The sequence below is a fragment of the Kineococcus sp. NPDC059986 genome (assembly GCF_040702905.1).
Classification (GTDB): domain Bacteria; phylum Actinomycetota; class Actinomycetes; order Actinomycetales; family Kineococcaceae; genus Kineococcus.
Genome location: NZ_JBFBND010000024.1, coordinates 1 through 24,194, shown reverse-complemented (window position 1 = coordinate 24,194; position 24,194 = coordinate 1). Strand labels below are relative to the sequence as shown.

Sequence of the window (24,194 nt, the reverse complement as noted above, 5' to 3'; positions counted from 1 at the left end):
GTTCGCGGCGCGCCTGAGCCGTCCTGCCCGAGGAGAGCCGCCCGAGTGAGCCAGTCGACGCAGTCGGACGCGGACGTCACGGCGCAGGAGGTCGCGCGTGTCGTCGCGGCCGAGGACGCCCACGTCGGCCGGCTCTACGCCCGCCTCGACCAGCTGCGGGCCCAGACGGCCGAACAGCTCGCCGAGGTGCGCCGCACCGAGGCGACCGGCACCCACCAGAACCGCTTCGAGCGCGACGCCTTCGCGACGCTCTACGAGGACCGGCTCTCGCAGCTGTGGTCGGTCGAGAACCGGCTCTGCTTCGGCCGCCTGGACCTGCGCGAGGGCACCCAGGACCCCCGCCGCTACGTCGGGCGCCTCGGCCTGTCCGACGAGCGCGGGACCCAGGTCCTCGTCGACTGGCGCGCGCCCGCGGCGCAGGACTTCTACCAGGCCACCGCGGCCTCGCCCCGCGACGTCGTGCGGCGCCGGCACCTGCTGACGTCCGGCCGTCACGTCACGGGGGTCGACGACGAGGTCCTCGTCGCCGCCGACGGCGAGCGCACGACGGGTGACGCCGCGCTGCTGGCCGCCGTTACCGCCCCGCGCACGGGCCGGATGGGCGACATCGTCGCGACCATCCAGGCCGAGCAGGACCGCGTCATCCGGGCCTCCGAGCGCGGTGTCCTCGTCGTCCAGGGCGGGCCCGGCACCGGCAAGACGGCCGTGGCCCTGCACCGCACGGCCTACCTGCTCTACACCCACCGCGACCGCCTGGCCCGCAGCGGTGTGCTGCTCCTGGGGCCGAGCCCCGTCTTCCTGCGCTACGTCGAGCAGGTGCTGCCCGCCCTCGGCGAGACGGGTGTCGTCACCCTCACCCTCGGCGAGATGTACCCCGGCGTCGTGGGCCGCGGGGAGGACTCCCCCGAGGCCGCGCGCGTCAAGGGGTCGTTGCGGATGGTCGACGTCCTCGACGCCGCCGTCGCCGCCCGCCAGCGCGTCCCGTCGCGGCCCATCCGCCTCGACCTCGACGGCACCCGCGTCCAGCTGCGCCCGGAGGCCATCGCCTCGGCCCGCACCCGGGCCCGCCGCAGCCGCAGGCCCCACAACCTCGCCCGCGTGACGTTCGTCCGCGAGGTGCTCAACACGCTCGTGAACTCCCTGGCCCGCGCCCGCGGCGTCGACCTCGGGGAGGAGCGCGACGACCTCGTCGCCGAGCTGCGCGAGAACGTCGACGTGCGCCGCGAGGTCAACCTCTGCTGGATGCCGCTGACGCCGCAGAAGGTGCTCGCCTCGCTCTACCGCAACCCGGCGCTGCTCGCCGAGGTCGCCCCCGGCCTGTCCGAGCGCGACCGCGACGCCCTGCACCGCGAGGACCCGACCGCGTGGACCGAGGCCGACGTCCCGCTGCTCGACGAGCTCGCCGAGCTCCTCGGCCCCCTGGACGCGACGGTGACCGACGCCCGGGCCGCCGCCGAACGCGAGGAGCAGATCGCCTACGCCCGCAAGGTCCTCGAGGACTTCGAGGCCTCCGGCGTCGGCAACCCGCTGGTCTCCCCCGAACTCCTCGCCGACCGGTTCGCCACGGGCGGCCCGACCGGGACCGTCGCCGAACGCGCCGCCGTCGACCGCACCTGGGCCTACGGCCACGTCGTCGTCGACGAGGCGCAGGAGCTGTCGGCCATGGCCTGGCGCCTCGTCGAACGCCGCTGCCCGTCGCGGTCGATGACGCTCGTCGGCGACGTCGCGCAGACGTCGAACCCGGCGGGGGCGCGCAGCTGGGCGCAGGCGCTGAAACCCGTCGTCGACGACCGTTGGCGGTTGGAGGAGCTGACCGTCAACTACCGCACCCCCGCGAAGATCTCCCGCGTCGCCGCGGACGTGCTGCGCGCGGCGGGCATCTCCGCGAACCCGCCGACCCCCGTGCGCGAGGGCGAGCACGACCCGATCGCCGTACCCCTCGCGGGAGCGCTGTCCGTGGTGGACCTCGTGCGGTCGCGGTTCGAGGGCCTGGAGGAGGGCCGCATCGCGGTCCTGACGGCGCACGAGGCGGGCCCGGTCGGGTCGGACGCCCTGCGGGCGGCGGTCACCGCGGCCCTGCCGGCGGGATCGGTCGCGGCCTCCCCCGACGACCTCGACGCCACCGTCTCGGTGCTCGACGTCCACCGCGCCAAGGGCCTGGAGTTCGACGTCGTCGTGGTCGTCGAACCCGCGGCCGTGCTGCGGCGACCGCGCGGGGCCAACGACCTCTACGTGGCGCTGACCCGGGCGACGCAGGAGCTGCACGTCCTGCACGCCGAACCGCTGCCGGCCGGCATGGAGTCGCTCGGCTGAAGCCTCACCAGACCACGACGACGGCGCCGACCAGCGCGAGCACCGCCCCCGCGGTGCGCACGGCGTCGGCCCGCAGCAACCGGCGCACGAGCTCGGGCCGGGGCCCCTCGCGCCCCAGCCGGGCGTGGGTGGGCGCGGCGGCCGCCGCCGTCGTCCCCCACGCGAGGACCGTCCCGACGCCCGCGAGAACCATCCCGGCCGACACCGGGAGGTCGACCAGCGCCCACGCCCAGGACGCGAGCATTGCGCCGTAGACGACGGCCACGACGGGGGTGATGCGCCGGGAGTGCGCGGCGTGGACGACGGCCCACTGCTGCGCCGGGGTCGCGGCCAGCGCCGGGTAGGCCACCGCCGTCACGACCGCCGAGAACGCCGCGTGCGCGGACGTGGCGGCGAGCAGGGCGGTGGCGGCGTCGGTCACGACGCCATCGAACCGCCTGCCCGGCGCCGGCGTCCCCCCGGGCCGGGCTGCTCCCCTCTCAGCCCTGGAGACCGGACCCCGCGTCGTCGTCGAAGACCGTCAGCTGCCCGAACCCGTCGCCGACGACGGCCTCGCGCGGCGTCGCCAGCACGACCGTGAACCGGGCCTGCGGCTCCTCCGCGACGTCGTCGCCGGTCAGCGGCACGACGACCGAACCCGTAAGCGTGCCGGCGGGGATGGTGACGCGCGTCGACGTCGCGGGGATCCGCCCGTCGAAGGCGGCACCGGCGGTGTCGACGTCCACGGTGACCGGGACGGTGGAACGGTGCGAGAGCGTCAACGGCATCCGGATCCGCTGGGTGCCGTCGGCCTCCACCGCCTGCACGTCCCCGATGCTCACGGCGGGCAGCGTCGTGACGGCACCCTCGCCGGCCGCGGGCGTGTCGAGGGCGAGGTCGGACAGGTACACGTTGGCCGTGGCCTTGAGCGGGGTGAAGGACACCGTGGCGAGCGTGCCGAGGTCGACGCCGGGGAAGGCGTCGAGCGGGATCCGGACCGTGCGCAGCCAGGTCTTGGCCGCCCCCTGCCCGTCGTCGGACCACGGGTCGGCCAGCACCGGGAGCGCCGTGAGGGCGGTGGAGAACCGGGACACCGGGACGCTCGCCGTGCGGCCCGCCGCATCGGTGAGCGTCACCTGCAGGTCGGTGCTGAGCGTGCGGGCGGGCGCGGCGCGGAACGTCAGGGCCTGGTGGACGCCGGCCGCCGCTCCGGGCGCGAGCCGCACGGTCACGGGCTGGTGCCGGCCGACGGTCCACCGGGCGTGCAGCAGCGGGGTCGCCGGGACGGTGGGCGCGAAGGCCGCGGGCGTCCAGTGCGGGAGGGACCCCGAGTTCGGGTCCTGCGACGTGCAGCGGGCGGCCTGACCCGGCACCGGCTCACCCGCCCCGACGCAGAAGGCCGACTTCGACGCGAGCCGCACCGACGACGTGGGCCCCTCGAACGTGGCGAGGTCGGTACGCGCGGACGAGGGCTGCTGCGCCTCGGTGTGGACCACCGCGCGGCCGGCCGACGCGGCCCGGCCGCCCGTGCCGTCGAACAACGGCCGGAACTGCTCCTCACCGCCGAGGTTGAGCCGGAAGAACCCCGCGACGTAGGCGGTCCCGACGGCGCGCTGCTCGGCCGCGGTCAGGCGCTGCGGCGCGGCGGACCCGCAGACCGGGTCGTCGTCCAGACCCCAGTCGTCGTTCGAGGGGGCCTTGGAGGTGCCGGGGGTCCACTCGGAGTTGAAGAAGTTGTGGTTGGCGCCCATGACGAGCAGGGACGTGCGCAGGACGTCGTCGCGGGCGGCGTAGCGGGTGTCGTCGTAGAAGTGCTGCCCCTGCTGGTCGGAGACGTCGCCGTCGCAGTACGGCAGGACGACGGCCATCGCCGCGCCCGGCAGGGTCTGCCGCGCGAAGTCCACGGGGGCCAGCGGCATGACGGCGCGGATGCCGTACGGGTCGGGGCGTTCGGCGTTGAGGAGCGCGGCGCGCACGACGCCCTCGCCACCGCGGGAGTGCCCCATGAGTCCGACGTCGGACAGGTCGAGGTGACCCACGAACCGGGCGCCCGCGACCCCTCCCCGGCCGGCGTTCCACGCCCGCAGGAGGTCGAGGTGGGCCAGGACCAGTTCGCCGCGCGCCTGCGCGCCGCCGTCCTCGGCCTGCCAGTCGAGGGCGTTGATCCCGTCGGCGCTGATCGAGACGACGGCGTAGCCCTGGGAGGCCAGCGCCTCGGCGGCCTGGCCGTACCCGAGGTGGCTCGGGACCGGCTTCGCGCCGCCCGAGCAGGGCCAGCCCTCGTCGAACTGCTCCTCGTCGCCGCCGTAGCAGGCCTGGTGGCGGCCGTGGAGGAAGACGACGACGGGGCGGGGACCGGAGGCACCGCGCGGCAGGTACACGGCGGCCCGCTCCTCCACCGCCTGCCCGTCCAGGCCCGGCAGGCGGACGGCGGTGTCACCCAGGTCGTAGTCGGCGCGCGCGACGGCGTACTTCCCCTTCGCGCCGGGGTCCTCGGCGAGGGTGCGGCTGCCGGGGTCCGGCGCGGGCGCCGCCGCCGGACCGGCGGCGTGCCGGAGCACGCGCGATTCCTGGCCCACGACGACGCCGTTCCAGGCGAGCTGGACGCTCCTGGCGTGCGCGGCCCGGGGGTCGGAGGTCTGGACGGTGAGGGTCCGGCGGTCGGCCTCCTCCCGCGCGGTGCCCAGCACGAGGCCGTCGAGGACGAGCTGCGGCTGCGCGGCGCGGACGGGCACGCCGTCCGGCAGCGTGAGGTCCACGTCCCACGACCCGGCGCCGGCCGGGGTGACCGTCCAGCGCGCGGAGGCCGTCGAACCGCTGGCGACGGGTTCCGGGACGGCGGGCGCCGCGCTCGCGGCCGGAGCCAGCGCGAGGGCCGCCGCGAGGGTCAGGGCGCCCCCGGTGACCGCGCGGGCCGCGCGACGCCTGCTCGATGACCTGACCACGGGCAACTCCCTCGTCCGGGGCGACCTCGCCCACCCGCGCCCGCTGATCACGGACGCCGCGCGAACGCTCCCACAGCCGTCACCGAGCCGGGGCTCGGTTCCACGCGAACGCCGACATCAGGGACCCGGTCCCGAGAAGGGCCCCTCAGAAGCGCCGGTTGCGCAGCACGGGCAGGGTCTCGCGCACGGTCCGCACGCGGTCGAGGTCGAGGTCGACGACGAGACGGCCCGGTTCCTCCCCCAGCTCGGCGACGACGACCCCCAGGGGGTCGACGACCCGGCTGTGCCCCACCCCGAGGGGGGCGTCCCCGGAGGGGGCCGGCGGACGCGCCTGACCGCAGGCCAGCACCCAGCTCGTGCTGTCGAGGGCGCGCGCACGGGTCAGGAGGTCCCACTGCTCGACCTTGCCCGGACCCTCGCCCCAGGAGGCCGCCACCACGAGGACCTGGGCGCCGGCGTCCGCCAGCGTCGTGGCCAGCCCCGGGAAGCGAACGTCATAGCAGGTCAACAGCCCCACCCCGACCCCGTCGACGTCGAGGACGACGGGCCGCGTCCCGGCCTCGACGGTGTCGGACTCGGCGTAGCCGTAGGCGTCGAAGAGGTGGACCTTGTCGTAGTGCTCGTGCACGCCGGCCCCGCGTGCCAGCAGCGTGTTGCGCACCCGGCCGCCGTCGCCGGGGCTGAAGGCGCCCGCGACGACCGTCAGGCCCGCCGCGTCGGCCGCCCGCTCCAGCTCCCGCGCCCAGGGGCCGTCGACGGGTTCGGCCACGGGCCCCAGCGGCACCCCGAAGCAGCACGAGGTGGCCTCGGGCAGCACGAGCAGGCGGGCCCCGGCCTCGGCGGCCGCGGCGACCTCGGCGCGGACGAGCTCGAGGTTGGCGGCCGGGTCGGTCCCGCTCGTGACCTGCGACAGGACGATGCGCACGGGGTCTGCCTACCACGGCCGCCCGCGCGGGCACGGTCAGCGGGTGAGGAAGAGCCGGACCGCGAGCGCCAGGCCGGCGACGGCGACGACGACCCGCAGGTACCGGGGGTCGACGCGCCGCACGACGGGCGGACCGAGGCGTCCCCCGACGACGCACCCGATGCCGAGGGCGAGCGCCGAGGACCAGTCGACGGGTCCGAGGACGGCGAACCCGAGCGCCGCCACGGTGTTCGCCGCTCCGGTGAGCATGTTCTTGAGGGCGTTGTTGCGGGCGAGGGACTGCGCGTGCAGGAGTTCGGTGAGGGCGAGCATGAGCACCCCGGCGGCGGCGCCGAAGTAGCCGCCGTAGACGCCGACGAGGAAGACCGCGCCGAGCACGAGCGGGTTGCGGGCCGAGAAGCGTCCGGGCTGGAGGTGCTGGACCCGCGGCTGGACGAGGAGCAGCACCGCGGCGGCCGCGACGAGGAACGGGACGACGCCCTCGAACGTGGTCGACGGCAGGGCCAGCAGGAGCCCGCAGCCGAGCGCCCCACCGGCCGCGGCGATCGGCAGCAGCCGGCGCATGCGGGCGCCCTGGCCGACGAGCTCGGGCCGCGACCCGACGGCGGTGCCGGCGGTCACCCCCAGGAGGGCGACGGTGTTGGTGACGTTGGCCGCCAGCGGCGGCAGTCCCGTGAGCAGCAGCGCCGGGTAGGAGACGAGCGAGGCCAGCCCGGCGGTGCTGCCGACGAGCCCGGCCGCGACGCCGGCCAGCAGCAGCAGGAGCTCGGGCACGCCCCCATCCAACCGGCCCGTCCGCCGCCGGAGGTGAACCGGGGCCCGGAAGGGTCTCCCCCCGTGTCGGGGGTCTGTGCTGTGCTGACCCTGTGACGACGACCGCTCCCGGGACCAGCCCCCTGACCCGCGACGAGCTCGAGCGCGAACTCGCGGCGCGCCGGGCCGAGCTGCGCGGCTACTGCTACCGGATGCTGGGTTCGGCGTTCGACGCCGAGGACGCGGTGCAGGACACGATGGTCCGCGCGTGGAAGTCGGTCGACGGCTTCGAGGGCCGCTCGGGCGTCCGGTCCTGGCTCTACCGCATCGCGACCAACGTCTGCCTGACGACGATCGAGACGCGCGGCAAGCGTGCGCGGCCCATGGACCTGTCGGCGACGGCGTGGGAGCCGGTCGAGGCGTCCCTGGTGCGCACGCGCGGCGAGGACACCTGGCTGGAACCGATGGTCGACGAGCGGGTGCTCCCCGAGGCCGGCGACCCCGCGGACGTGGCGGTGGCGCGCGAGTCGGTGCGCCTGGCCTTCGTCGCCGCCCTGCAGCACCTGCCCCCGCGGCAGCGGGCCGTCCTGATCCTGCGGGACGTGCTGCGCTGGAAGGCCGACGAGGTCGCGTCCCTGCTGGAGACGACGACGGCCTCGGTGAACAGCGCTCTGCAGCGGGCCCGGGCCACCCTCGCCGAACGTCCCGACGTGGGCCGCACCGAACCGCTCGGCCCGAGCCACCAGGCCCTCCTCGAGCAGTACGTCCGCGCCTTCGAGGCCTACGACATCGAGGCGTTCGTCGAACTGCTGGCCGCCGACGTCACCCAGAACATGCCGCCGTTCGAGCTGTGGCTGGAGGGTGCGGACGACATCGCCGCGTGGATGCTCGGGCCAGGGCACCAGTGCCGCGGGTCCAAGCTCGTGCCGGTGACGATGAACGGGTCCCCGGCGTTCGTGCACTACAAGCCGATCGGGGCGGACGGGCAACTCGTGCCGTTCGCCGTCCAGGCGCTGGAACTGGCCGACGGGAAGATCGCGCGCATCACGTCCTTCCTCGACACGCGGCTGTTCGAGCTCTTCGGCTTCCCGCAGGAGCCGCCCGTCTGAGGAGGTCCCCCGACGCTCAGCCGAACGGGCGACGACCGGCGAGAGCACCCACGCCCCGTCGCGCGCGTCCTGGGCTGGGCACCGTGCGAGGAGCGCTCCATCCCTCCGCGACGTCGCTGCTGGCGGTGGCCCTGGTCAGCGGGTGCGCACCCGACGCAGCCCCCCGTCCTTCCGAACCCCGCACCTCCTCACTGCAGCAGGACGCCCCCGTGACCCCTCCGCCCGCGACCGAGCCCGGTCCTGTCGAGCCCGTTCAGTCCTGCGGACTCGCCCGCGGCCTCGAGGGTGCCGCACGCCGGCGGCGGTACCGACTCTCGCGCCAGACCAACGCGACGACGGGGACCGACCCCAGGACGGCGAACAGCACCGCCGGCTCACCGAGTGAGCCGTGCAGGACCCCCACGCTCTGCAGCAGCCAGGCCAGCAGCAGACCCACCGCGACGCCCAGCACCGCCCGCACCGCGTAGCCGCGCAGCAATCCGCGGAAGCTGTCCTGCGGCCGACGCAGGAACACGGGATCACCCTCCTGCCGCACCAAGTCACCCCGGGCCACCAACCGCTGCAGCGCACCGCGGACGGCCGTCGGCAGGGCGAAGGCGTCGGCGATCACCGACTCCTCGGAGAGCTGGACGGCGGCACGCCGCTGGAAGACCGCCATCACGGCCGCCTCGTCCACGTCCCACCCGCGCGCCGGCTCCGGTGCCCGCGCCCCGCGGTCTGCCACGTCGGTCCTCCCCTCCACCGCGCTCCACCTTGGGCCGCAGGGAATCCGCGCCGGCGTCGCAGCGCATCCCGCGGCCGGGGTCCGCTGCGGATCAGCCCATCGACTTCCGGCCGTCGACCGCCTCGCGCAGCACGTCGGCGTGGCCGGCGTGCTGGGAGACCTCGGCGAGCAGGTGCAGGAAGACACGCCGGGCCGACCACTCCTCCGGTGCGAACCAGGGCGCCTCCGGCAGCGGGAACGCCCGGTCGAGGTCGACGGTGCGCACGGCCTCGTCGGTCCGGGCGGCGACGGCGGCGTAGTCGGCGAGCACCCCGGCGACCGTCTCCCCCGGCAGCAGCCGGAAGGAGTCGGCGCGGGCCTGCCAGTCGGTGTCCTCGAACGAGGAGAACGCGGCGGGGCCGTCGTGGACGAACCGCACCCACTGGTCCTCGGTGTCCGCGACGTGCTTGACCAACCCGCCCAGGCACAGCTCGCTGACGGTCGTGCGGGCGGCGGCCTGCTCGTCGCTGAGGTCGGTGAGGGTGGCGGTGAACAGCCACCGGTGCTTGGCCAGCGCCGACAGCAGCGCGGCGCGTTCGGGGGAGGGGGACTGCGCGGTGCCGGACTCGTCGGTCGTCACAGCCGCACGCTACGACCGGCCGGTGTCGGAGCACAGCCCTAAACTCGCCCCGATGTCCACGGCCCCGGCTCGAGCGCCCAAGTCAGCTCCCCGCACCCTCGCCGAGGACCTGCGCGCCCGCACGGACGAGGACCTGCGGCTCCTCTTCGCCGCGCGGCCAGACCTCGCCGCCCCCCTGCCCACCTCCTCGACGGCGCTCGCGACGCGGGCGACGACGCGGGCGAGCACGCAACGGGCGCTGGAACGGCTCGACACCCCCCTCCTGCAGGTGGCCGAGGTGCTGACCGTCCTGCCGGATCCGACGAGCGTCACCGCGGTGTCGAAGGCGTGGGGCGCCAAGGCGGGCGACGTCGTCGCCGACCTGCGCCGGCGGGCCCTCGTGTGGGGGCCGGACCGGCGGCTGCACCTCGTCGCGGCCGTCCGCGACCTCCTCGGCCCGCACCCGGCCGGTCTGGGCCCGCCGCTCTCGGAGGCGCTCGGCCGGCGCTCGCCGCAACGGCTGGCCGAACTGCTGGAGGACCTCGACCTGGAGGTCAGCTTCGACCCGGAGGTCGCGCTGCGACGCCTGGCCGAGCACCTCGCCGCGCCCGGCACGGTCGAGGCGCTGCTGCAGGACGCCCCCGAGGGCGTCCGGGCCGTGCTGGACAAGCTGGCGTGGGGCCCGCCCACGGGTGCGGTCGAACGCGCCGACCGGCAGGTCCGCGCGGCCTCGGCCAGCGGCCCGGTCGAGTGGCTGCTGTCCCACGGCCTGCTCGCCGTCTCCGGTCCGGGGACGGTCGTGCTGCCGCGCGAGGTGGGGCTCGCGCTGCGCGGCGGACGCGTGCACCGGGTGGCCGAACGGGTGCCCCCAATACTCGCCACGACGGAACGGCCTGCGGCGCAGGTGCTCGCGGCCTCGGCCGAAGCCGCCACCGAGGCGTGCCGGCTGGTCGCCGAGCTGGGTCGCTGGTGGGGCACCGCCGGACCACCCGTCCTGCGCGCCGGCGGGGTGGGCGTGCGGGACCTGCGACGGACGGCCACCGCGCTGGAGGTCGACGAACCGACCGCGGCCCTCGTCGTCGAGACGGCGTGGGTGGCGGGTCTCGTCGCCGACGACGGCGAGGTCGAACCCCGGTGGGTGCCGACTCCGGCGTTCGACGCCTGGCTGGAGGAGGGCCCGGGTGAGCGCTGGCTGACGCTCGCGTCGGCCTGGCTGGCGACGACCCGCGTTCCCGCCATGGTCGGCACCCGGGACGCGAAGGACTCCCCGCGCAACGCCCTGGGCTCCGACCTCGACCGCGCATCCGCCCCGGCCGTCCGTCTCGCCGTGCTCGCCGAGCTCGCGGCTCTGCCGCAGGGCCACGCGGCCGACGCCGCGGGTCTGGCCGCGCGACTGCGCTGGGCCGCGCCGCGGCGCGCGAGCCGGCTGCGGGAGGACCTCGTCGCCTGGACGCTGCGCGACGCGAGCTGGCTCGGCGTCCTCGGCGCGGGGGCGCTGTCCCCGGCGGGCCGGGCGCTCCTGGCGGGCGAGGAGGAGGGCGCGCGACGGGCGCTGGAGTCGACGCTGCCCGCCCCCGTGCGGGAGGTCCTGCTGCAGGCGGACCTGACGGCTGTCGCCCCGGGCCCCTTGGACCCGGTGCTCGCCCGCCGGCTCGAGGCCCTCGCCCGGGTCGAGAGCCGGGGCGGGGCGACCGTCTACCGCTTCGACCCGACGTCGGTGCGGCGGGGACTGGACGAGGGGACGACGGCCGACGAGGCCTTGTCCTTCCTCGCCGAGCTGTCCTCCACCGGCGTTCCGCAGCCCCTGGAGTACCTGGTGCGCGACGTCGCCCGGCGGCACGGTCGGGTCCGCGTCGGGCGCGCCGCCGCGTACGTGCGGGCCGAGGACCCGGCCCTGCTGGCCGAGCTCGTCGCCGACAAGCGCTGCGCCGCACTGCGGTTGCGCCTGCTGGCGCCGACGGTGCTCGCGGCCGCCGCCGAACCGGACGAGGTGCTCGCGGTGCTGCGCGAGGTCGGCGCGGCGCCCGCCGCCGAAGGGCCGTCCGGGGAGCTCGTCGTGCGCCGCCCCACCGCCGCCCGCACCCGCCCCACCGCACCGCCGCGCCCCGTGACGGGGGAACCTCCCGTCCCGGGTCCCTCGCTCGTCGCGGCCGCCGTGCAGACGCTGCGCGGCGGGGACGAGGACATCGCCGAACTGGAGCGCAAGCGGGACCGGCACAAGCACGCCCCGGCGCTGCCGACGATGGACCCGACGACGTCGTTGTCGGTGCTGCGCGAGGCCGTGGCCCGGCGCCAGCCCGTCTGGATCGGGTACGTGGACACCACAGGTGCCGCCGGCCGGCACCTGGTCGACGCCCTCGGCGTCGACGGAGGACGGATCACGGCCTTCGACCACACCGAACGAACGGTGCGGTCCTTCTCCGTCCACCGGGTCACCGGAGTGGTCCACGCCGAGCCCTGAGCGTGAGGTGCGTGTCGGCGCCGTCGGCTAGCGTCGACCCACGAACGGATCCACCAGCGGACGAGACTCGGAGTGCGGACGACGATGACTGACAGCGGGCAGGGCGACGGGCAGCGCTCCTGGTGGGAGAAGCCGGACGCGGACCCGGCCCCGCAGGACCCCTACCGGACCGGTGAGCAGCAGGACGGCACCGACGGCCGGGACGCGCACGACCCCTACCGGACGGGCTCGTCGGCCGACGCGTCGACGCAGGCGCAGCCCACGGGTGGCCAGGCCCCCAAGGAGGGGCTGCCGCGCTACGGCGAGGCCGGCCAGCAGGGTCAGCCGTCGGGATACGGGCAGTCGGGCCAGCAGCCCGGCCAGCAGCCCGGCCAGCAGTACGGGCAGTCCGGGTACGGCCAGCAGGGTCAGCCGTCGGGCTACAGCCAGCAGGGTCACGGGCAGCAGGGCTACGGGCAGCAGGGCTACGGGCAGCAGTCCGGGTACGGGCAGCAGTACGGGGCCCCGCAGCAGAACGAGCAGTTCCCGGCGGCCGGCGGCTACGGCGCGTACGGCGCCCCGCAGTACAACCAGCAGTACCCCTCCTCCGAGGGCCCGAAGGTGACGGGCATGGCGCACGCCGTGTGCTGGACGTCCGTCGGCGGCCTGGTCCTCTTCTTCACGGGGCTGGGCTGGATCGCCGCGATCGTCGCGCTGGCCCTCACACCGGGCGCGCGCCGCGAGATCATGGAGTCCGGCGGCACCAAGCGCGGCCTCGGGTACCTCATGGCGGGCAAGATCTGCGCCTGGGTGAACATCGGGATCACCGTGCTGGGGATCATCGGCCTCATCGTCTTCATCGCCATCGGCGCGAACGGCGGCTTCGACAGCGGCAGCTCGTTCGACTCCAACTCCAACTCCGTGAGCGTGCTGTTCCCCCGATGACCGGAAGTTCCCGAGCCCACGCGGAGTTGACCACCAGGTGACCGACGGACCCCTCATCGTCCAGAGCGACAAGACGCTGCTCCTGGAGGTCGACCACCCACGGGCCGGAGCCTGCCGGGCGGCGATCGCCCCGTTCGCCGAGCTCGAGCGCGCCCCCGAGCACGTCCACACCTACCGGCTGACCCCACTGGGCCTGTGGAACGCCCGGGCGGCGGGCCACGACGCCGAACAGGTCGTCGACACCCTGCTGGAGTTCTCCCGCTACTCCGTCCCGCACGCGCTGCTGGTCGACGTGGCCGAGACGATGGCGCGCTACGGCCGTCTGCAGATCGTCAAGGACGAGACCGAGGGCCTGCTGCTGCGCGCCCTCGACGCCCCCGTCCTCGAGGAGGTGCTGCGCAACAAGAAGGCCTCGCCCCTGCTCGGCGACCGCCTCGCGCCCGACACCGTGCGCGTGCACCCGAGCGAACGCGGCAACCTCAAGCAGGTGCTGCTCAAGCTGGGCTGGCCCGCGGAGGACCTCGCGGGCTACGTCGACGGCGAGGCGCACCCCATCGACCTCGCGGAGGACGGCTGGACGTTGCGGCCGTACCAGAACGACGCGGTCGAGGGCTTCTGGCACGGCGGTTCCGGTGTCGTCGTCCTGCCCTGCGGCGCGGGCAAGACGCTGGTCGGCGCCGGTGCGATGGCCCGGGCCCGCGCGACGACCCTCATCCTCGTGACGAACACCGTCTCGGCCCGGCAGTGGCGCGACGAGCTCATCAAGCGCACCTCGCTCACCGAGGACGAGATCGGCGAGTACTCCGGTGCCCGCAAGGAGATCCGCCCGGTCACCATCGCGACGTACCAGGTCGTGACGACGAAGCGGAAGGGCGTCTACCCGCACCTGGAGCTGTTCGACGCCCGCGACTGGGGCCTCATCGTCTACGACGAGGTGCACCTCCTGCCCGCCCCGATCTTCCGGATGACGGCCGACCTGCAGGCCCGTCGTCGCCTGGGGCTCACCGCGACGCTCGTGCGCGAGGACGGCCGCGAGGGCGACGTGTTCTCCCTCATCGGCCCCAAGCGGTACGACGCGCCCTGGAAGGACATCGAGGCGCAGGGCTACATCGCGCCCGCCGACTGCGTGGAGGTCCGCGTCACGCTGCCCGACTCCGAGCGGCTGGCGTACGCGACGGCCGAGGACGACGAGCGGTACCGGTTGTGCGCCACGTCGCCGGCGAAGTCGCGCGTGGTGGAGAAGCTGGTGGCCCAGCACCAGGGCGAACCGACCCTGGTCATCGGCCAGTACATCGACCAGCTCGACGACCTCGGCAACCGCCTCGACGCGCCGGTCATCAAGGGCGACACGACGGTCAAGGAGCGCCAGCGCCTCTTCGAGGCGTTCCGCCAGGGCGAGATCACGACGCTCGTCGTCAGCAAGGTGGCGAACTTCTCCATCGACCTGCCCGAGGCGAAGGTCGCGATCCAGGTGTCCGGGTCCTTCGGGTCCCGCCAGGAGGAGGCCCAGCGCCTGGGCCGCGTCCTGCGCCCCAAGGGCGACCACGGGTCGGCGCGGTTCTACACCGTCGTCTCCCGCGACACCAAGGACCAGGACTTCGCGGCGCACCGGCAGCGCTTCCTCGCCGAGCAGGGCTACGCCTACCGGATCGTGGACGCCGACGACATCGACGGCGGGGTCCCGGACGCCAACGGCGTGCTGCCGGACTGACGCACCACGCACGAGGACGCCCCGGACCATCGCGGTCCGGGGCGTCCTCGCGTCGTGACGTGGCCGGTCAGCCGACGTCGACGAGCACCTTGCCGACGACCCCGCCCTCGACGGCGTCGTGGGCCTTCGCGGTGTCCTGCAGTGTGAAGCGGGTCAGCGGCAGGCCGTGCTCCTCGCCCACCCCGAACGCCCCGTCCCGCACGGCCGCGGTGACGTCCTCGGCCGCGTGGGCGAGGGCGTCGGCGCCCATCGTGTACATGAGGATGAACTGCCAGCGCGCGTTGGCGACCATGTTCGGGCGCACGTCGAGGCGCACCTCGTCACCGCCGTTGTTGGCGTAGACGGCGATGGAGGCGCGGGCCTTGACGACCTGGGCGTCGAGGGCCGCGTTCTGCGCCGGGGCGACCTCGACGACGAGGTCGACGCCGTCGGGTGCGACCTGGCGGATCGCCGCGACCGCGTCGCCCTCGCGGTAGTTCACGACGTGGTGGGCTCCCGCAGCCTGCGCCAGCGCAGCCTTCTCCGGGCCGCTGACCGTGGTGACCACGGTGGCCCCCGCCCAGCGGGCGAGCTGGATCGCGGCGTTCCCGACCGCCCCCGCTCCTCCGGCGACGAGGACCGTGCGGCCCTCCAACGCGCCCGGGGCGAGGCGACGCGGGCCGTCCTCGGCCACCGTCAAGGCGCGGTGGGCGGTGACGGCGGGCACGCCCAGCGAGGCGCCGACGTCGAAGGACACGCCGTCGGGCAACCGGGTCACGCGGTCGGTGGGCAGGACGGTGAACTCCTGCGCGGTGCCGGTGGGCCGGTCCTGGGCGGCCATGCACGTCCACACCCGGTCGCCGACGGCGAGGTCGCTCACGCCGGGGCCGACGGCGTCGACGACGCCCGCACCGTCCTGGTTGGGTGTGGCCTCGGGGAACGCCAACGAGGCCGTGCCGCCGCTGCGGGACTTCCAGTCGGTCGGGTTGACGCCCGACACGACGACGCGCAGGCGGACCTCGCCGGCGCCGGGTTCGGGCAGGGGGCGCTCCTCCAGGCGCAGGACGGAGGACGGGCCGGTCTCGGAGTACACGACAGCTCTCACGTGGGGGCGAACCCCGCGCCCGCCCGTCCTGTTCCACGCGCCCGGCGGCGCGGCGGGACGGGAACGGTGCGGGCGGGGGACGGGCTCAGGCCTCCACGAGCTGGCGCCGCCGCAGCAGCGGCTCGATGCGGGCGTCGCGACCGCGGAACTCGCGGTAGGCGGCGAGCGGGTCGACGCTGCCCCCGCGGGAGAGCACGGTCGCCCGGAACCGGTCGCCGTTCTCCCGCCGCAACCCGCCGTTCTCGGCGAACCACTCGACGGTGTCGGCGTCGAGCACCTCGCTCCACACGTAGGAGTAGTAGCCGGCCGCGTACCCGCCGCCGAACACGTGGTGGAAGTAGGTGCTGCGGTAGCGCGGCGGGACGGCGTCGAGGGCGACCCCGGCCTCGGCCAGCGCGGCCGCCTCGAACCGGCCGACCTCGTCCGGCCCGGCGCCCTCGAACGCCCCCGGCGCGACCCGGTGCCAGGCCATGTCGAGCAGGGCCGCCGCGAGGTACTCCGTCGTGCCGAACCCCTGCCCGTAGGCGCGGGCGGCGCGCAGGCGTTCGGCCGCGCCCTCGGGCAGCGGTTCCCCCGTCGTGACGTGCCGGGCGTAGCGGGCGAGGACCTCGGGTTCGAACCCCCAGAACTCGTTGACCTGGGAGGGGAACTCGACGAAGTCGCGGGGCACGCTCGTCCCGGAGAACCGGGGGTAGTGCACGTCGGACAGCAGTCCGTGCAGCGTGTGCCCGAACTCGTGGAACAGCGTCTCGACCTCGTCGACGCTCAGCAGGGCCGGGTCGCCGTCCGCCGGCTTGGGCACGTTGAGGCAGTTCACGACGACGGGCTGCTCCCCCAGCAGCCGGGACTGCTCGACGAACGAACTCATCCACGCACCGCCGCGCTTGGACGGCCGGGCGTACGGGTCGAACAGGTACAACCCGAGGGGGCCGGTTGCGTCGGCGACCTCGAAGGCGCGCACGTCGGCCGAGAACACCGGGACGTCCGTGCGTTCGGAGAACGTCAACCCGTAGAGCGCCGTCGCCGTCGCGAAGACGCCGTCGACGAGGACGCGTTCGAGCTCGAACCACGGCCGCAGCGCCTCGGTGTCCACCGCGTACCGCTCGCGCCGCAGGCGTTCGGCGTAGTAGGCCCAGTCCCAGGGTTCGAGCGGTCCCTCGAAGCCGTCGGCGTGCAGCAGGTCGGTGAGTTCGGCCTCCTCCGCCCGGGCGTTCGCGACGGCCGCGGGGGCGAGGCGGCGCAGCATGCCCACGGCGGCCTCGACGTCACCGGCCGTCTCGTCGGCCACGACCCAGGACGCGTGGTCGGCGAACCCCAGCAGGACCGCCCGTTCGGCGCGCAGACCCGCGATGCGCTGCAGGACGGCTCGCGTGTCGTGCGGACCGCCGCGGCCGCCGCGGGCCACCGACGCCTCGTGCACCCGGCGCCGGGTCTGCCTGCGGTGCAGCGACTCCAGCACCGGCTGGCCGGAGGGCAGGCCCAGCGGGAGCAGGTACCCGCCGCGGTCGCCGGCGGCCGCGGCGGCCCGGGCGAGTTCGGCCGGGCCCAGCCCGTCGAGGTCGGCGGCGTCGGTGACGTGGACGGCGAGGTCGTTGGTGTCGGCGAGCAGTTCGACGTCGAAGGCGGTCGTGAGCCGCGAGAGTTCCTCGTTGAGCTCGCGCAGCCGCGCCTGTCCCGCCGCGTCGAGCAGCGCCCCGGACCGCGCCGCGTCGCGGTGCAGCCGGTCCAGGAGCCGGCGCTGTTCGGCGTCGAGGTCGGCCGACGGGTCCTCGTGCAGCGCCTGCACCCGTGCCACGAGCCGGGGGTCGAGCCGCACGGCGTCGTGGTGCGCGGCCAGCCGCGGGCTCCACTCGGCCTGCACCGCGCGCAGCGCGTCGTCGGCGTCGGTGCCGACGAGGTTGAAGAACACCGCCTCGGCCCGCCCCAGCAGACGTCCCGTCGACTCCAGGGCGTCGAGGAACTCCGCGGCGCTCAGGTCCTGGGCGAACAGCGCGTCGAGTTCGGCGCGGTGGGCCTCGACCCCGGCCTCGAAGGCCGGGGCGAAGTGCTCGGTGCGGATGCGGTCGAACGGCGGAACGGCGAAGGGCAGGTCGCTCGGGGCGGCGAAGGGGTTCGACTCCGGCAGGTCCATGGACCGATCCTGCCCCACCCCACGGCCGGGGAGCGTCCCACCCCGGACGTCCTGCTCCCGAACCCCCTCAGCCGCCGGGCCGGACCAGCCGCGTCAGCAGCCGGTCCAGTTCGGCGGCCGGGTCGGCCGTCAGCCCGCAGTGCACGGGCGAGGTCTGCAGGACGGCCGAACGGGGCGCCACGAGCCAGCGGAACCGTGCCCCCTTCGCCTCCGTCGTGGCGGCCCCGGCGCGGGGGTCCCCGGCGCACACCGCCTCCAGCGCCGCGAGGTGGCGCCGCACCGCCGGCAGGTCCACGTCGGGACTCCCGGCCAGGGCGTGCAGGCGCTGCTCGTCGAGGTGGGTGCGGGCCGCGAGGTGCTCCCGGGCCCGGCACCACAGCACGATCCCGGCGTTGAGGAACTCACCCCGGTCCACGCGCGGGACCACGCGGACGACGGCGTACTCGAACACGTCCAGCTCGACGACGTCCAGCTCCGCCTCAGCCACGAGGGACCTCCGCCTGGGCACGGTCGAGGTCGGCCAGCCAGCCGGTCGCCGCGAGCCGGCCGGTGAACCACTCGAGGTAGGCGCGGCGGACGGCGTCACCGTCGTCGAAACCGGGTTCGTCGTCGACCCACTCCGGCGGCAGGGACGCGACCGCGGCGCCCAGCACGTCGTCGGTGAGGGCGGCCGCGCACTCCCCCGCGACGCCGGCGACCGGGGCGGCGGCGGGGAGCAGGAGGTGGTGCTCGACGTGGCGCAGGGGCCGGTCCACGCTGGCCGCCGCGCGCGCCCAGTCGTGGTGGAAGTACAGGGCGGCGCCGTGGTCGATGAGCCAGGGCCGCCCCGCCCACCAGAGGGCGTTGGGGTTGCGCCAGGTCCGGTCGACGTTGAGGACGAACGCGTCGAACCACAGCACGCGCGCCGCCCAGTCGGGGTCGACCGGGTCAACGGCCGGGTCGAAGGACAGCGCCCCGGGCAGGAAGTCCATCCCGAGGTTGGCGCCCGGGGACCGCAGCAGCAGGTCCTGCACCTCCTCGTCCGGCTCCCCGCGCCCGATGACCGGGTCGACGTCGGCGACCACGAGTTCGGGCACGTCGAGGCGCAGGGCGCCCGCGAGCGCCGCGACGAGGACCTCGGCCACGAGGACGCGCCGCCCCTGGCCCGCTCCGTGGAACTTCACGACGTAGGTGCCGTCGTCGTCGGCCTCGCACAGGCCCGGCATGCTCCCGCCCTCGCGCAGCGGCACGACGTAGCGGGTGGCGGTGACGCGGCGGAGCACCGTCGCATCCTGCCACCCGGGCCGCCGCGGCAGGGCCAGTGGATCTTCGCAGTTCCCACCCACGACTCCGGGCCGGTCCCCAGGACTCTCCCAGCCTCCCGTCGCAGACTGGCAGTGTGAGATCCGCTGGTGCCGCGCCGGAAGCCCGCCTCCTGGTCGTCGACGACGAACCGAGCATCCGCGAGCTGCTGGCCACGAGCCTGCGCTTCGCCGGGTTCGACGTCGCGTCGGCCGCGGACGGGGCCGAGGCCCTGAAGCTGGCGGAGGACTTCCGTCCGGACCTGGTCGTGCTCGACGTCATGCTGCCCGACCTCGACGGCTTCACCGTGACGCGCAAGCTGCGCGAACGCGGCCGGGCCGTCCCCGTCCTCTTCCTCACGGCGCGCGACGACACGGCCGACAAGGTGGCCGGGCTCACCGTCGGCGGCGACGACTACGTGACGAAGCCGTTCAGCCTGGAGGAGGTCGTGGCCCGCATCCGCGCGGTGCTGCGCCGCACGGGGGCCGCCGCCGGCCCGGACACCGGCCGGCTCGTCTTCCACGACCTCGAGCTGGAGGAGGACTCCCACGAGGTCCGTCGCGGGGGCCGCGAGGTCGAGCTGTCGCCGACGGAGTTCAAGCTGCTGCGCTACCTCATGCTCAACCCGAACCGCGTGCTGTCGAAGGCGCAGATCCTCGACCACGTGTGGGACTACGACTTCAACGGTGAGGCCGGGATCGTGGAGTCCTACATCTCCTACCTGCGCCGCAAGCTCGACACCGAGGGCCTCGAACCGCTGATCCACACCAAGCGGGGGGTGGGCTACGTGCTCCGGGTCCCGCAGACGGTGGGATGACCCGGGCCGGGGCACGGCTGCGGACCCTGCGGGCACGGCTGCGGGCGGCCGAGGACCGGCTGCCCCTGCAGGCGCGGCTGCTGGTGATCGTCGTCGTGCTCCTCTTCATGGCCATGACGCTGACGAGCCTGGTGTCGCTGACGCTGCTGCAGCAGAACCTGCGCAACCAGGTCGACACGGAGCTGCGCGTCCGCGGTCAGGCCACCGCCCAGCAGGCCTTCCCCACCTTCAACCAGCAGGCCTCCGGCAACCTGTGGCTGTCGGACTACTACGTCGTCTACGCCGGCGTCGACGGGTCCGACCCCTACCCGGTGTGCGCGCGGGCGCAGGGCGAGCAGGAGTGCCCGAAGGCGCCCGCACTGCCGACGCTGACGCGGGCGTACGTCAGCGCGCACCAGGGCAAGCCGTTCACGGTCGCCGACTCCGACGGGGGTGACCCCTGGCGGGTGCTGGTCTTCCCCGGCCGCATCGCCGGGACCGACCAGAGCGTCAACATCGCGGTCGCCCTGCCCCTGACCGGGGCCACCCGCACGGTCTCGGACTTCCGCACGATCGCGCTCGTCGTCTCCGCGGGCGTCCTCGTCCTCGGCGCGTTCTCCGCCGTCCTGGCCATCCGGCGCAGCTTCCGGCCCCTGGACGACATCGAGCGGACCGCCTCGGCCATCGCGGGCGGCGACCTGTCCCGGCGCGTGCCGGACGCCCCGCCGACGACCGAGATCGGCCGGCTGTCGACGGCGCTGAACACGATGCTGTCCCAGATCGAGACGTCGTTCCGCGCGCAGGAGCGCTCCGAGGAGCAGATGCGCCGCTTCGTCGCCGACGCCAGCCACGAGCTGCGGACACCGCTGGCCGCGATCCGCGGCTTCGCCGAGCTCTACCGGCAGGGTGCGGTGCGCGAACCCGACGACGTGGCGCACGTCATGGGCCGCATCGAGGGCGAGTCGACGCGCCTGGGCAGGCTGGTCGAGGACCTGCTGGCGCTGGCCCGGCTCGACGAGGCGCAGCGCGCACGGACGGCCCGCCGCGAACCCGTGGACCTCGTCGTCGTCGCCTCCGACGCCGTCCACGACGCGCGGGCGCTGGCCCCGGACCGCACGGTCCGCCTCACGGGGCTGCGTCCGGGCGAGGGACCCGCGTCGGCGGTCGTGGTGGCCGACGAGGCCGGCATGCGCCAGGTCCTGACGAACCTGCTGGCCAACGCCGTGCACCACACCCCCGAGGGCACGCCCGTGGAGGTGGCGGTGGGACGCGCCCTCGGTCCGTCGGGGCCGGAGTCTGTCGTCGAGGTCCGCGACCACGGCTCGGGGCTCACCCCGGACCAGGCGGACAAGGTCTTCGAGCGCTTCTACCGCGTGGACTCCTCGCGGCGGCGCGGGGCGGGCGGCGGCTCCGGGCTCGGCCTGGCCATCGTCGCCACGATCGTGGACCTGCACGGCGGGACGGTCGCCGTGGCCCCCACCGACGGCGGCGGGGCGACCTTCCGGCTGCGGTTCCGGGCGGCTCCGGAGGCCGTCGAGGAGCGGGTGGACGAGAGCGTGGAGGAGAGCGTGCACGCGCCGCTCCCGGCCGCGGACGGGGACACCCCCACCGACCGGATTCACAGCTAGGTTCCAGCCACCTCCGGGTCCACCTGCAGCGGCGTGGCCGAGTCTTGGGGAGTAGACGAAGCACCCCGGACGCGACCGCAGAGGTGAGCAGAGGATGAACGGCCCGCAGCGCCCCACGACCGACGGCACCGGACAGCCCCTGTCCGGCGCCCTGACCACGCAGGCCCGCGGTGGCGACGGGCAGGGGTACGGGGACGGGTACGGACGTCCCGACGACACCGGCGCCACGCAGCCGCAGCAGCCCTGGGACTGGAACAAGGGCCCCTACGGCCGGCAGACCGACCACAGCTACGGCTACGGCCAGCAGGACCCGTGGGCCACGCCCGGCGGGCCCACCCCGCCCGGTGGCGGCGGGGACGACCACGGCGGCGGCGGCGGCGGTGGCCGCCGCGGCCCGCGCCGCTCCCCCGGCTGGCTGGGCGTCGCCGGCGTGGCGCTGGCGAGCGCGCTCGTGGCCAGCGTCGTGACCGTGGGGGCCGTCGGCGCGTTCGGCCAGGACTCCTCCGGCGGGTCCGGCGGCGGCACCACGTCCAGCAGCTCCTCCAGCGCCCCGATCCAGGGCGTGAGCGAGACGACCGTGAACTGGCAGGCCGTCGTCAGCGCGGTGGCGCCGAGCGTCGTCTCGATCACCGTGACGGGCCAGAACGCCGAGGCCGAGGGCTCCGGCATCGTGTACGACGCCGCCAAGGGCTACATCGTCACGAACAACCACGTCGTCTCCGGCCTGGGCCAGGGTGCGACGATCACGGTGACGCTCAACGACGGCCGCGAGTACCGGGCGACCATCAAGGGCACCGACCCCGCCACGGACCTCGCCGTCATCCAGCTCACCGACCCGCCGAACGACCTCAAGGCCGCGACGTTCGCCGACTCCAGCGACGTCGTCGCCGGCCAGGCCGTCATGGCGCTGGGCAACCCGCTCGGCCTGGCCGGCAGCGCCACGACGGGCATCGTGTCCGCGGTGAACCGCCCGGTCACCACGCAGACCGAGGAGCAGCCGCAGTCGCAGGACCCGTTCGGGCAGTTCGGCGGCGGTCAGCAGCAGCAGCAGCAGACGACCGCGGAGACGGCCGCGACGAACGCGATCCAGACGGACGCGGCGATCAACCCCGGGAACTCCGGCGGCGCACTGCTGGACTCCTCGGGCAAGGTCATCGGGATCAACTCCTCGATCGCCTCGCTGAGCTCCTCCTCGTCCTCGAGCCAGTCCGGCAGCATCGGCCTGGGGTTCGCGATCCCCTCCAACGAGGTCAAGATGATCGCCGACCAGCTCATCCAGTCCGGGTCGGCGCAGCACGCCTTGCTCGGCGTGAGCATGGCGGAGCAGCCGGCCACCGCGACGGTCGGGAACGTCTCGCGCGAGGGCGCCCAGGTCGTCGACGTGACGAGCGGTTCGCCGGCGGCGCAGGCCGGTCTGAAGGCCGGCGACATCATCACGGCCGTGGATGGCGTGACCGTCGACGGCTTCGAATCGCTCACCGCCACGATCCGCGGCAAGGCCGTGGGCAGCTCGGTGAAGCTCACCGTCGTCCGGGACGGCGCGGAGCAGACGCTCACGGCGACGCTCACGGCGCGCGCGCAGAACTGACCCGGTCCCCCTCCGGTCCCTGCCGCACGAGACCCCCGCTCCCTCCACGTGAGGGGGCGGGGGTCTTCGCGCACCCGGTGCGAGGCGGTCGTCAGTCCCTGCGCAGCAACGGGTCCCACCAGCCGGACGGGACGTCCCGCGGGAGGTCGCCGAGGACGACGAGCCCGTCGTGCTCGACGCGCACGCCGTCCGGCGTGCGGGACCACCGACGCCGGAACCCCACGACGACACCGGCGGGCAGGTCGCCGGGGGCGGTGAGCACGGGGAGGTCCCCGTCCTCGCCGAGGACGACCCGACCTGCGCTCGCCCGCACGACGCGGTGGGTGCCGTGCGGCGCTGGCACGTGCCCCGCCCGCACGACGTCGACGCGTCCGCGCGCGACGACCTGCGTGTGGACGACCCGCTCGCCGCGGCGCTTGGGCGTGCGCAGTCCCGCGGCGCGCACCCGGGCCAGGAGTTCTCGCGTCGTCACGAGCTCGGCCCCCAGGGCCAGGGCCTCCGGGACGCGGTCGGTGGGGACGTCGTAGTGGTCGCCCTCGAAGGCCCGGCGCGGGACGCCGAGGCGCGCGGCGAAGGCGTGCAGTTCGGCGGGGGACGTGTCGCTGGCGAGGTGCGACCACCACGTCCCGTGGGCAGGGACCCGCGCTGCGTCGACGAGGACGCTCACGACCGTGCCGTTCCGGTCTCCACAGACCGCCGACCGCCCCGGGACACCCCGCACCTGTGGACGGCCGCCGCGTGCGCCTGCGCCACCGTCCTACGTTCGTCGGGAACCGGGGAGCCCGGTCCAGGAGTCCGCGTCGAGGGGTCCCCCGGCGTGAGGGAGGAGTTTCGCATGTCCCGGTTCGAGGTCGACAGCGCTCGGGTGGAGCAGGCCGGCAGTGCCGTGGCCGCCTCGGCGACCAACCTGGCCGCCGAGGTCGACGGCATGATGCGGCACCTGCTGGACCTGGAGTCGTGCTGGAAGGGCCAGGCCGCCAGCGGGTTCCAGGCCCTGTCGTCGCAGTGGCGCGTCACCCAGGACCGCGTCCGCACCTCGCTGGAGGAGATCCAGCGGGCGCTCGCCGCGGCCGGGCGCCAGTACGCGGACGTGGAGGCCGCCAACGCCCGCATGTTCGCGTCCTGACCCCGGACGAGCAGGGGCCCCGCGCCACGTGGCGCCGCGTTCGGCTGGGTCAGCGCGGTGTTCGGGGTCGGTGCCGCGGTCGGTGCCCTGCAGGCGCACCGCCTCACGGGGCGGTGGT

20 protein-coding genes are annotated in these 24,194 nt (G+C 75.1%); 9 read left to right on the top strand and 11 right to left on the bottom strand.

All coding sequences use genetic code 11. The features are described from left to right. Window positions 1–45 precede the first annotated feature (45 nt). Window positions 46–2,313, top strand: a complete 2,268-nt coding sequence (locus tag AB0637_RS17165) for an ATP-binding domain-containing protein (protein WP_366173734.1) — start codon at window positions 46–48, stop codon at window positions 2,311–2,313. A gap of 4 nt (window positions 2,314–2,317) precedes the next feature. Here the strand turns inward: AB0637_RS17165 and AB0637_RS17160 are convergent, their stop codons facing one another. The 4 genes from AB0637_RS17160 to AB0637_RS17145 all read right to left on the bottom strand — a co-directional run bounded on the left by AB0637_RS17160 (window position 2,318) and on the right by AB0637_RS17145 (window position 6,936). Further along, window positions 2,318–2,734, bottom strand: coding sequence for a hypothetical protein (locus AB0637_RS17160; protein ID WP_366173732.1), 417 nt, complete (start codon window positions 2,732–2,734; stop codon window positions 2,318–2,320). Between the two features lie 58 nt (window positions 2,735–2,792). Further along, a complete protein-coding gene (locus AB0637_RS17155) occupies window positions 2,793–5,237 on the bottom strand; it encodes a hypothetical protein (RefSeq protein WP_366173731.1) in 2,445 nt (814 codons plus the stop codon). A gap of 145 nt (window positions 5,238–5,382) precedes the next feature. Then, the gene (locus tag AB0637_RS17150) at window positions 5,383–6,162 is read right to left on the bottom strand and encodes a carbon-nitrogen hydrolase family protein (RefSeq protein WP_366173730.1); all 780 of its coding nucleotides are present in this window, start codon (window positions 6,160–6,162) and stop codon (window positions 5,383–5,385) included. Window positions 6,163–6,198: 36 nt separating this feature from the next. Next, the gene (locus AB0637_RS17145) at window positions 6,199–6,936 is read right to left on the bottom strand and encodes a sulfite exporter TauE/SafE family protein (protein ID WP_366173729.1); all 738 of its coding nucleotides are present in this window, start codon (window positions 6,934–6,936) and stop codon (window positions 6,199–6,201) included. A gap of 92 nt (window positions 6,937–7,028) precedes the next feature. Between AB0637_RS17145 and AB0637_RS17140 the strand changes: the two genes are divergently transcribed. Continuing rightward, entirely contained in the window at window positions 7,029–8,024 is a 996-nt protein-coding gene (locus AB0637_RS17140; protein ID WP_366173728.1) for a sigma-70 family RNA polymerase sigma factor, read from the top strand. 253 nt (window positions 8,025–8,277) lie between these two features. Here the strand turns inward: AB0637_RS17140 and AB0637_RS17135 are convergent, their stop codons facing one another. Both AB0637_RS17135 and AB0637_RS17130 read right to left on the bottom strand, forming a co-directional pair. Then, window positions 8,278–8,748, bottom strand: a complete 471-nt coding sequence (locus AB0637_RS17135) for a hypothetical protein (protein ID WP_366173727.1) — start codon at window positions 8,746–8,748, stop codon at window positions 8,278–8,280. 91 nt (window positions 8,749–8,839) lie between these two features. Continuing rightward, window positions 8,840–9,367 (bottom strand): DinB family protein, encoded by a 528-nt coding sequence (locus tag AB0637_RS17130; RefSeq protein ID WP_366173726.1) that lies wholly within the window; start codon window positions 9,365–9,367, stop codon window positions 8,840–8,842. A 52-nt stretch (window positions 9,368–9,419) separates the two neighbouring features. Here AB0637_RS17130 and AB0637_RS17125 point away from each other — a divergent pair, with 52 nt between their 5' ends. The 3 genes from AB0637_RS17125 (at window position 9,420) to AB0637_RS17115 (ending at window position 14,442) form a co-directional block, all read left to right on the top strand. Next, a complete protein-coding gene (locus AB0637_RS17125; protein ID WP_366173725.1) occupies window positions 9,420–11,807 on the top strand; it encodes a helicase-associated domain-containing protein in 2,388 nt (795 codons plus the stop codon). Window positions 11,808–11,891: 84 nt separating this feature from the next. After that, window positions 11,892–12,731 carry a DUF4190 domain-containing protein gene (locus AB0637_RS17120; RefSeq protein ID WP_366173724.1) on the top strand — a complete coding sequence of 280 codons (840 nt, stop codon included), beginning with the start codon at window positions 11,892–11,894 and terminating at the stop codon, window positions 12,729–12,731. A gap of 37 nt (window positions 12,732–12,768) precedes the next feature. Next, window positions 12,769–14,442 carry a DNA repair helicase XPB gene (locus tag AB0637_RS17115; RefSeq protein WP_366173723.1) on the top strand — a complete coding sequence of 558 codons (1,674 nt, stop codon included), beginning with the start codon at window positions 12,769–12,771 and terminating at the stop codon, window positions 14,440–14,442. A 67-nt stretch (window positions 14,443–14,509) separates the two neighbouring features. Here AB0637_RS17115 and AB0637_RS17110 read toward each other — a convergent pair whose 3' ends face one another. From AB0637_RS17110 to AB0637_RS17095, 4 genes are all read right to left on the bottom strand, one after another. After that, a complete protein-coding gene (locus AB0637_RS17110) occupies window positions 14,510–15,526 on the bottom strand; it encodes an NADPH:quinone reductase (RefSeq protein ID WP_366173722.1) in 1,017 nt (338 codons plus the stop codon). A gap of 85 nt (window positions 15,527–15,611) precedes the next feature. Next, the gene (locus AB0637_RS17105; RefSeq protein ID WP_366173721.1) at window positions 15,612–17,657 is read right to left on the bottom strand and encodes a M3 family metallopeptidase; all 2,046 of its coding nucleotides are present in this window, start codon (window positions 17,655–17,657) and stop codon (window positions 15,612–15,614) included. A gap of 67 nt (window positions 17,658–17,724) precedes the next feature. Beyond that, complete coding sequence (locus AB0637_RS17100) at window positions 17,725–18,144, bottom strand: DUF3037 domain-containing protein (protein ID WP_366173719.1); 420 nt, start codon at window positions 18,142–18,144, stop codon at window positions 17,725–17,727. After that, complete coding sequence (locus AB0637_RS17095) at window positions 18,137–18,919, bottom strand: HipA family kinase (protein ID WP_366173718.1); 783 nt, start codon at window positions 18,917–18,919, stop codon at window positions 18,137–18,139. Before AB0637_RS17095 ends, AB0637_RS17100 begins: the two co-directional genes overlap by 8 nt. Before the next feature lie 116 nt (window positions 18,920–19,035). On the opposite strand from AB0637_RS17095, the gene AB0637_RS17090 reads away from it, so the two are divergent. The 3 genes from AB0637_RS17090 to AB0637_RS17080 all read left to right on the top strand — a co-directional run bounded on the left by AB0637_RS17090 (window position 19,036) and on the right by AB0637_RS17080 (window position 22,950). Then, a complete protein-coding gene (locus AB0637_RS17090; RefSeq protein ID WP_366173717.1) occupies window positions 19,036–19,755 on the top strand; it encodes a response regulator transcription factor in 720 nt (239 codons plus the stop codon). Further along, the gene (locus AB0637_RS17085; RefSeq protein WP_366173716.1) at window positions 19,752–21,362 is read left to right on the top strand and encodes a HAMP domain-containing sensor histidine kinase; all 1,611 of its coding nucleotides are present in this window, start codon (window positions 19,752–19,754) and stop codon (window positions 21,360–21,362) included. Before AB0637_RS17090 ends, AB0637_RS17085 begins: the two co-directional genes overlap by 4 nt. 94 nt (window positions 21,363–21,456) lie before the next feature. Next, entirely contained in the window at window positions 21,457–22,950 is a 1,494-nt protein-coding gene (locus AB0637_RS17080) for a trypsin-like peptidase domain-containing protein (RefSeq protein WP_366173715.1), read from the top strand. Between the two features lie 91 nt (window positions 22,951–23,041). Here the strand turns inward: AB0637_RS17080 and AB0637_RS17075 are convergent, their stop codons facing one another. Next, window positions 23,042–23,617 (bottom strand): DUF4031 domain-containing protein, encoded by a 576-nt coding sequence (locus tag AB0637_RS17075; RefSeq protein WP_366173714.1) that lies wholly within the window; start codon window positions 23,615–23,617, stop codon window positions 23,042–23,044. 168 nt (window positions 23,618–23,785) lie between these two features. Between AB0637_RS17075 and AB0637_RS17070 the strand changes: the two genes are divergently transcribed. Beyond that, on the top strand, window positions 23,786–24,076 hold the full coding sequence (locus AB0637_RS17070; protein ID WP_366173712.1) for a WXG100 family type VII secretion target: 291 nt from the start codon (window positions 23,786–23,788) through the stop codon (window positions 24,074–24,076). The last annotated feature ends 118 nt before the right edge of the window (window positions 24,077–24,194 follow it).